The sequence below is a fragment of the Stenotrophomonas sp. genome, assembly GCF_032099025.1.
Lineage (GTDB): Bacteria > Pseudomonadota > Gammaproteobacteria > Xanthomonadales > Xanthomonadaceae > Stenotrophomonas.
In genome coordinates, this window is the sequence record NZ_DAMCID010000004.1 from 173,979 (window position 1) to 180,728 (window position 6,750).

Annotated in this window: 7 protein-coding genes; 3 read left to right on the plus strand and 4 right to left on the minus strand. The window is 69.2% G+C overall.

Translation table 11 applies throughout. The features are described from left to right. Positions 1–20 precede the first annotated feature (20 nt). A complete protein-coding gene (gene tldD / locus RT456_RS04965; RefSeq protein ID WP_313343299.1) occupies positions 21–1,466 on the plus strand; it encodes a metalloprotease TldD in 1,446 nt (481 codons plus the stop codon). 79 nt (positions 1,467–1,545) lie between these two features. Here tldD and yjgA read toward each other — a convergent pair whose 3' ends face one another. After that, positions 1,546–2,148, minus strand: coding sequence for a ribosome biogenesis factor YjgA (gene yjgA / locus RT456_RS04970; RefSeq protein WP_313343302.1), 603 nt, complete (start codon positions 2,146–2,148; stop codon positions 1,546–1,548). A gap of 68 nt (positions 2,149–2,216) precedes the next feature. Here yjgA and pmbA point away from each other — a divergent pair, with 68 nt between their 5' ends. Next, on the plus strand, positions 2,217–3,587 hold the full coding sequence (gene pmbA, locus RT456_RS04975) for a metalloprotease PmbA (RefSeq protein ID WP_313343304.1): 1,371 nt from the start codon (positions 2,217–2,219) through the stop codon (positions 3,585–3,587). An 88-nt stretch (positions 3,588–3,675) separates the two neighbouring features. Further along, positions 3,676–4,059: a DUF4870 domain-containing protein gene (locus RT456_RS04980; protein WP_313343307.1), complete on the plus strand. Its 384-nt coding sequence runs from the start codon at positions 3,676–3,678 to the stop codon at positions 4,057–4,059. A gap of 171 nt (positions 4,060–4,230) precedes the next feature. On the opposite strand, the gene RT456_RS04985 is transcribed toward RT456_RS04980, so the two are convergent. Genes RT456_RS04985 through tilS form a run of 3 tightly spaced genes read right to left on the minus strand, consistent with a single transcriptional unit; the run spans position 4,231 to position 6,682 of the window. Beyond that, positions 4,231–5,109, minus strand: a complete 879-nt coding sequence (locus tag RT456_RS04985) for a farnesyl diphosphate synthase (RefSeq protein WP_313343310.1) — start codon at positions 5,107–5,109, stop codon at positions 4,231–4,233. Further along, the gene (locus RT456_RS04990; protein WP_313343313.1) at positions 5,099–5,359 is read right to left on the minus strand and encodes an exodeoxyribonuclease VII small subunit; all 261 of its coding nucleotides are present in this window, start codon (positions 5,357–5,359) and stop codon (positions 5,099–5,101) included. The genes RT456_RS04985 and RT456_RS04990 overlap by 11 nt, the downstream gene beginning before the upstream one ends. 36 nt (positions 5,360–5,395) lie before the next feature. Next, the gene (tilS, locus tag RT456_RS04995; protein ID WP_313343348.1) at positions 5,396–6,682 is read right to left on the minus strand and encodes a tRNA lysidine(34) synthetase TilS; all 1,287 of its coding nucleotides are present in this window, start codon (positions 6,680–6,682) and stop codon (positions 5,396–5,398) included. Positions 6,683–6,750 lie beyond the last annotated feature (68 nt).

A 6,750-nucleotide genomic window follows, 5' to 3' on the forward strand; every position in this document is an offset into this window, starting at 1 on the left:
CGCGCCCACAGATCAAGACCATGACCGACAACGCACTCACCCTTGCCCAAGACCGTCTGCTGCTGCCCGCCGGGCTCGATGCCGGCGGCCTGGAACGCACCTTCGGCACCCTGCTGGGGCCCGGAATCGACTTTGGCGACCTCTACTTCCAGCACGCCCGCCGCGAGAGCTGGAGCGTGGAAGACGGCATCGTCAAGGATGGGGCGCATTCGATCGAGCAGGGCGTGGGCGTACGCGCCATCGCCGGTGAGAAGACCGGCTTCGCCTATTCGGATGACATCCACGGCGACGCGCTGCTGGCCGCGGCCAACTCGGCCCGCGCCATCTCCCGCGAGGGTGGGGCACAGTCGGCCCGCTCGCTGGTGCGTGGCAGTGGCCGCGCGCTGTACCCGGCGCTGGACCCCATCGACGGCATGGGCAACGAGGCCAAGGTGGAGATGCTCAAGCGCCTGGACCGCTTCCTGCGCGCCGCCGACCCGCGCGTGCAGCAGGTGATGGTCAGCCTGTCCGGCGGCGTGGACACGGTATTGATCGCGCGCAGCGATGGCGTGCTGGCGGCCGACATCCGCCCGCTGGTGCGCTTGAACGTGCAGGTGATCGTCGAACAGCACGGCCGGCGCGAGTCCGGTTACTCCGGCGGCGGCGGTCGCTACAGCTATGAAGCGCTGTTCGCCGACGGGCGCCCGGAGGCCTTCGCGCGCGAGGCCCTGCGCCAGGCGCTGGTGAACCTGGAGGCGATCCCGGCCCCGGCCGGGGTGATGACCGTGGTGCTCGGCCCGGGCTGGCCCGGCGTGCTGCTGCACGAAGCGGTCGGCCATGGCCTGGAGGGCGACTTCAACCGCAAGGGCACCAGCGTCTACGCCGGCCGGATCGGCGAGCGCGTGGCCGCACCGGGCGTGACCATCGTTGACGACGGCACGCTGGACGGACGCCGCGGCTCGCTGAACATCGACGACGAAGGCCATCCTACCCAGTGCACCACGCTGATCGAGGACGGCATCCTGGTCGGCTACATGCAGGATTCGCTCAATGCCCGGCTGATGGGCGTGGCCCCGACCGGCAATGGTCGCCGGGAATCGTTCGCGCACATGACCATGCCGCGCATGACCAACACCTACATGCGCGCCGGCCAGCATGACCCGGAAGAAATGATCCGCTCGGTGAAGAAGGGCATCTACGCGGTCAACTTCGGCGGCGGCCAGGTCGACATCACCAGCGGCAAGTACGTGTTCTCGGCCACCGAGGCCTACCTGATCGAAGAGGGCAAGGTGACCGCGCCGGTGAAGGGTGCCACCCTGATCGGCAACGGCCCGGAGACCATGCAGAAGGTACGCATGATCGGCAACGACCTGGCCTTGGACGAGGGCGTGGGCATCTGCGGCAAGGATGGGCAGAGTGTGCCGGTGGGCGTGGGCCAACCCTCGCTGCTGATCGACGGCATCACCGTGGGCGGCACCCAGGCCTGAGCCCGGGATGCACGTGTCCTGCCCGCCCGCTCAAGCGTGCGCCAGCCCCTCGCTGGCGACACCGCGTTTGACGCTGGGCTCAGTCGTCGGCGGTCTCGTCGCCGTCGTCGTCTTCGTTCTCGTCCGCGTCGGCGCTGGCAGTGACCGTATCCAGACCCAGCGCGGCCGGCAGCAGCAGGGCGCGCAGTACCTGGTACATCTCGCGGAACGCGCGCGGTGGCTTGTTCTTGGACTTTTCGGCCTGGGCGTTGCGCACCAGCGTACGCAGCTGCTGGCGGTCGGCGTCCGGGTATTCGTCAAGCAGTGCGCCCAGCGCCTTGTCGCCGTCCTTGAGCAGGCGCTCGCGCCAGTCTTCGACACGGTGCAGCGCGGCCACTTCGCGGCGCGAGGTTTCGCTGTTGACGTCGAGCGCATCGCGGATCGCGTCCAGCGTGGCATCGTCCTCGCGGCGCATGTGCTTGGCCAGGAACGCCAGCTGGCGCTTGTGGGCAATATGCGCGGTGATGCGCTTGGCTTCGGCGATATGCGGCAGCAGGTCCTCGGGCACCGGCACACGGGCCAACTGGGCCGGGGTCAGTGCCACCAGCTTTTCGCCCAGGGCCAGGACATCCAGCGCGTCGCGCCGGTTCTGGCTGCGGCTGATATCAAGGAATTCACCGGTTTCTTCGTCGCGTCCGCGCATCGTCTTCTTTCCACATCCAGAACTGTGCCCCGCGTTGCGCCTGGCACTCACCCGTACAGGATAAAGCATTGAACGTGATCTCCCCTGAAGCTTCCGCCGCCGATGACAGCCTGCACCGGCTGGAACAGCTGGCCGACATCTCCCAACAGCTGCTGGCCCGGGCCCGGGCGCTGGGCGCCACCCAGGCCGAGGTGAGCTGCAGCGAGGAGCGCGGCCTGGACGTGAATGTGCGGCTGGGCGAGGTCGAGACGGTGGAGTCCACCCGTGACCGCGGCATTGCGGTGACGGTCTACTTCGGCCAGCGCAAGGGCAGCGCCAGCACCGCCGACCTGCAGCCGGGCAGCCTGGAATCGACCGTGGCCCAGGCCTGCGCGATCGCCCGCCACACCGAGGACGACGAGGCGGCCGGCCTGGCCGACCCCGCGCTGATGGCCCGCGAGTTCCCGGACCTGGACGGCTGGCACCCGTGGGCGTTGCAGGCTGACCAGGCGGTGGACCTGGCCCTGGCCTGTGAGGCGGCCGGGCGTGAGGCCGATCCGCGCATCAGCAATTCCGACGGTGCCTCGGCGGCCACCGCCACCAGCCTGTCGGTGTATGCCAACTCGCATGGCTTCATCGGCCGCGAGCGCAGCAGCCACCATTCGGTCGGTTGCGCGCTCATCGCCGGGCAGGGCGACGGCATGCAGCGTGACGGCTGGTACAGCAGTGCGCTGGCCCGCGAGGATCTGGAAGACGCCGCCGCGATCGGCCGCCGCGCCGCCGAACGCACAGTGGCACGCCTGCAGCCGCGCTCGATGGCGACCGCGCAGATGCCGGTGCTGTATTCCCCCGAAGTGGCGCGGTCGCTGATCGGCCACCTGGTGGGCGCCGTATCCGGCGGCGCGCTGTACCGCCGCGCCAGCTTCCTGCTCGACAGCGTGGGCACCCAGCTGTTCCCGGACTGGTTTGCCATCGACGAGCGGCCGCTGCTGCGCCGCGGCCTGCGTTCGACCGCGTTCGACGGCGACGGCGTGGCCACCCGGGATTCGTCGCTGATCGACGGCGGGGTGCTGCAGCGCTATGTGCTGGGCAGCTATTCGGCGCGCAAGCTGGGCCTGGCCACCACCGGCAATGCCGGCGGGGTGCACAACCTGCAGGTACGCGCGAGCGCCGATCTCGACCTGGCGGCGATGGCGCGGCAGATGGGCGAGGGGCTGCTGGTCACCGAGCTGATGGGGCAGGGTGTCAATGGCGTGACCGGCGACTACTCGCGCGGGGCCGGCGGCTTCCGGATCGAGAACGGCGAGATCCAGTACCCGGTGGACGGCATCACCATCGCGGGCAACCTCAAGGAGATGTTTGCGGCGATCGAAGCGGTCGGCACCGACATCGACCGCCGCTCGCACGTGCACGTGGGCTCGATCCTGGTCGGCCGGATGACTGTTGCCGGTAACGATTGACGGCATCGATTGACGTATCCTGTTCCAGCTGCCTCGGCAGGCGGGGAGCCTGCCATGCACCACCCATACACTGGACAAGGAGTTTCACGTGAGCGAATTCGACAACATCACCGCCCCGCCGCCGCCGCCGACCAGCGCCGGCCCGGTTCCCAGCGACCAGCGCACCATGGCGCTGGTGGCCCATCTGCTGGGTATCTTCACCGGGTTCATCGGTGCCCTCATCATCTGGCTGATCAACAAGGACGACACCACCAAGCCGTTCGTGATCGACCAGTCCAAGGAAGCCCTGAACTTTCAGATCACCATTGCCATTGCCTATATCGTGTCCAGCATTCTGGTTGTGGTGCTGATCGGCACGCTGATGCTGGCGGCCGTGTGGGTGGCCAACCTGGTGCTGTGCATCCTGGCCGGCGTCAAGGCCAACAACGGCGAAGCCTACCGCTACCCGTTCACCCTGCGCCTGATCAAGTGACCGTTGGCGTGTACCGGGTAACGCCCGGTGCCCGCCAATGGCCACGGTAGAGACCGACCGTTGGTCGGTATTCGACAAAAAAACGCCCGGCAATGCCGGGCGTTTCTTTGTCCCATCCGTAGAGCTGCGCCCTGCGTGGCTGCCGTACCGACCCACAGTCGGCACCTGCCGTCAGTGATTGCGCTCTACCGCCAAGCGTCCCAACGCGCGCAATGCATCGGCGCGTTCGTCGTAGCCGGACAGGCTTTCGTGCATGCGCTCACTGAGCGCCGCCAGCTCGGCCTTCGCGCCGTACATGCCCAACAGCGCCGGGAACGTGGACTTGGCCTGCGCCTGGTCCTTGCCCGCCGTCTTGCCCAGCTGTTCGGAACTGGCTTCCACATCCAGGATGTCATCGCGCACCTGGAAGGCCAGGCCGAGAGCGTTGGCGAAATCGTCCAACTGCAGCAGGTCGGCCTGCGGCGCCTCGCCGCACAGGGCACCCATGCGTACCGCCGCGCGGATCAGCGCGCCGGTCTTCAACGCATGCATGCGCTGCAGGTCTTCGAGCGGCTGCGCATGGCCGGTGGCATCGATATCCAGCGCCTGGCCACCGCACATGCCTGCCGCGCCCGAGGCGTGGGCCAACGCCTGCAGGCAATGCACGCGCAGCAGTGCCGGCAGTGCGGCGTCCGCCAGCAGCCCGAACGCGCGCGTCTGCAATGCATCGCCGGCCAGGATGGCGGTCGCCTCGTCGAAGGCGATGTGCGTGGTCGGGCGGCCGCGGCGCAGTGCGTCATCGTCCATGGCCGGCAGATCGTCATGCACCAGCGAATAGGCGTGGATCAGCTCCACCGCCATGGCCGGTGCATCCAGTGCGTGCTCGTCGGCACCGAAGATCTGCCCGCTGGCGAACACCAGCAATGGGCGCATGCGCTTGCCGCCGCCCAGCACCGCGTAACGCATCGCCTGGTGCAGGCGCTGCGGGGCGTGTTCCGGGGACGGCAGGCTGGCGTCGAGCTGGCGTTCAATGCGGTCGCGCCACCGCGCGAACGTGGGCTCAACCGTCATGGCCAGGCGGGTCGAAGGGCTCGGCCGTTTCCGGGCGGGCCGGATCGCTCAGCAGGCGCACGCGCAGCTCGGCCTGTTCCAGCGCCTGCTGGCACTGGCGGTACAGGCCCACGCCGCGCTCGTAAGCGCTGAGCGACTGCTCCAGGCTCATTTCGCCGGTTTCCATCTTCTCCACCAGTTGCTCCAGTTCTTCCAGCGACTGCTCGAAGTGGGCGACCGGGGAGGCGTCAGTGGGGGATTTCTTGGCCATGCGGCAAGTGTGATGCGCCAGCTGCGAGGGGTCAATTCACGCCGCGCCGGGCGTCCAGCGCAACCGGGCATTGTGTTCATCCAGCCACTGCTGCAGCGGTGCCGCAATCACGCGGTCGCCCGCTGCCAGCAGCGTCGGGCCGGCGTACAGCAACGGCAGCTGGCGGCGCTGCCAGGGCGGCAGCCCGCTTTGTTGCAGCAGGTCCTTCAGCGCATGCGAATGGCTGCGCCCGGGAAGCTGGATGCGCTCGCCGCCGCGGCGCGCGCTCACCTGCACCGGTTCGGCCAACCGTGGGCTGCCCACCAATGCAAGTTCGCCGCCATCAGGCAGCGCCAACGGGCTCGTCCCTTCCCAGTGCACGCTCCAGTCCAAGGGCAGCGCCAGCGCCATCGGCAGCAGGTACAGCTGGCCCCGCCAATGGCGGATACGCACGCCCTGCCAGGCGAACTGCGCATCGGCATCGTGCGCCGCAGGCAACAACTCGCGTTCGATCGCCTGCACGCCGGCGGCGCTCAGCGGCGGCTGCCCGCAGCCGCGCACCCACTGCCGCAGCAAGCGCGCACGGCGCTCACGCGGCTGCCGTTGCAGGCGTGCGCAGTCGAGGACGCCGGGTGACACCGTGCAACGCCGCAGCGCGTCGTGGTCGGAGGCGTCCAGCAACCGCTGCGCCTGCGCACTCAAGTCGGCGCTGCGGGCGAAGGCCGCATCTGCCTGCGGCCAGCGCTGCTTCAACAGCGGCAGCACGTGCAGGCGCAGGAAGTTGCGGTCGGCGGCATCGCTGGCATTGCTGGGGTCTTCGATCCACTGCAGGGCGTGCGCCTGGGCATGCGCCAGCAGGTCACTGCGCGGCAACTGCAGCAGTGGACGCCAGATCGAGCCGGCCGCGAACGGGGCATGCGCGCGGATCGCGGCCAGCCCGTCCACGCCGGAACCACGCAGGGCACGCAGCAGGAAGGTCTCGGCCTGGTCGTCGCGGTGGTGCGCGAGCGCCAGGTGCTCGCCTTCACGCAGTGCCCGGGCGAACGCCTCGCGGCGCACATGCCGTGCGGCGGCCTCCAGACCCTCGCCGCTGTCACGCGGCACCGCCACGCGGATCACCTGCAGCGGGATCGACCACGCCGCGCAGATCGCTTCGCAATGTGCGGCCCAGCGGTCGGCATCGGCCAGCAGGCCATGGTGCACGTGTACCGCATGCAGTCCCGCCGCGCGCTGTGCGGTGGACTGGGCCAGCCAGTGCAGCAGCACCGTGGAATCCAGCCCACCGCTGAAGCCCACCAGCACGGGGGCGGGCAGGTCAGGGGCGGGTGGCAGGGCAGTGGGCATTGAATGGGACGTGTCGGGCAGAGGGGCAGTATCGGTCCTGGCGGCATCGGCCGCCATCACCGGCGGTC

What these genes read in the sequence shown, in the direction of transcription:
- tldD (WP_313343299.1), top strand. Translation starts at nt 21, where the DNA reads ATGACCGACAACGCACTCACCCTTGCCCAAGACCGTCTGCTGCTGCCC.
- yjgA (WP_313343302.1), bottom strand. Translation starts at nt 2,148, where the DNA reads ATGCGCGGACGCGACGAAGAAACCGGTGAATTCCTTGATATCAGCCGC.
- RT456_RS04985 (WP_313343310.1), bottom strand. Translation starts at nt 5,109, where the DNA reads ATGACGGTTGAGCCCACGTTCGCGCGGTGGCGCGACCGCATTGAACGC.
- RT456_RS04990 (WP_313343313.1), bottom strand. Translation starts at nt 5,359, where the DNA reads ATGGCCAAGAAATCCCCCACTGACGCCTCCCCGGTCGCCCACTTCGAG.
- tilS (WP_313343348.1), bottom strand. Translation starts at nt 6,682, where the DNA reads ATGCCCACTGCCCTGCCACCCGCCCCTGACCTGCCCGCCCCCGTGCTG.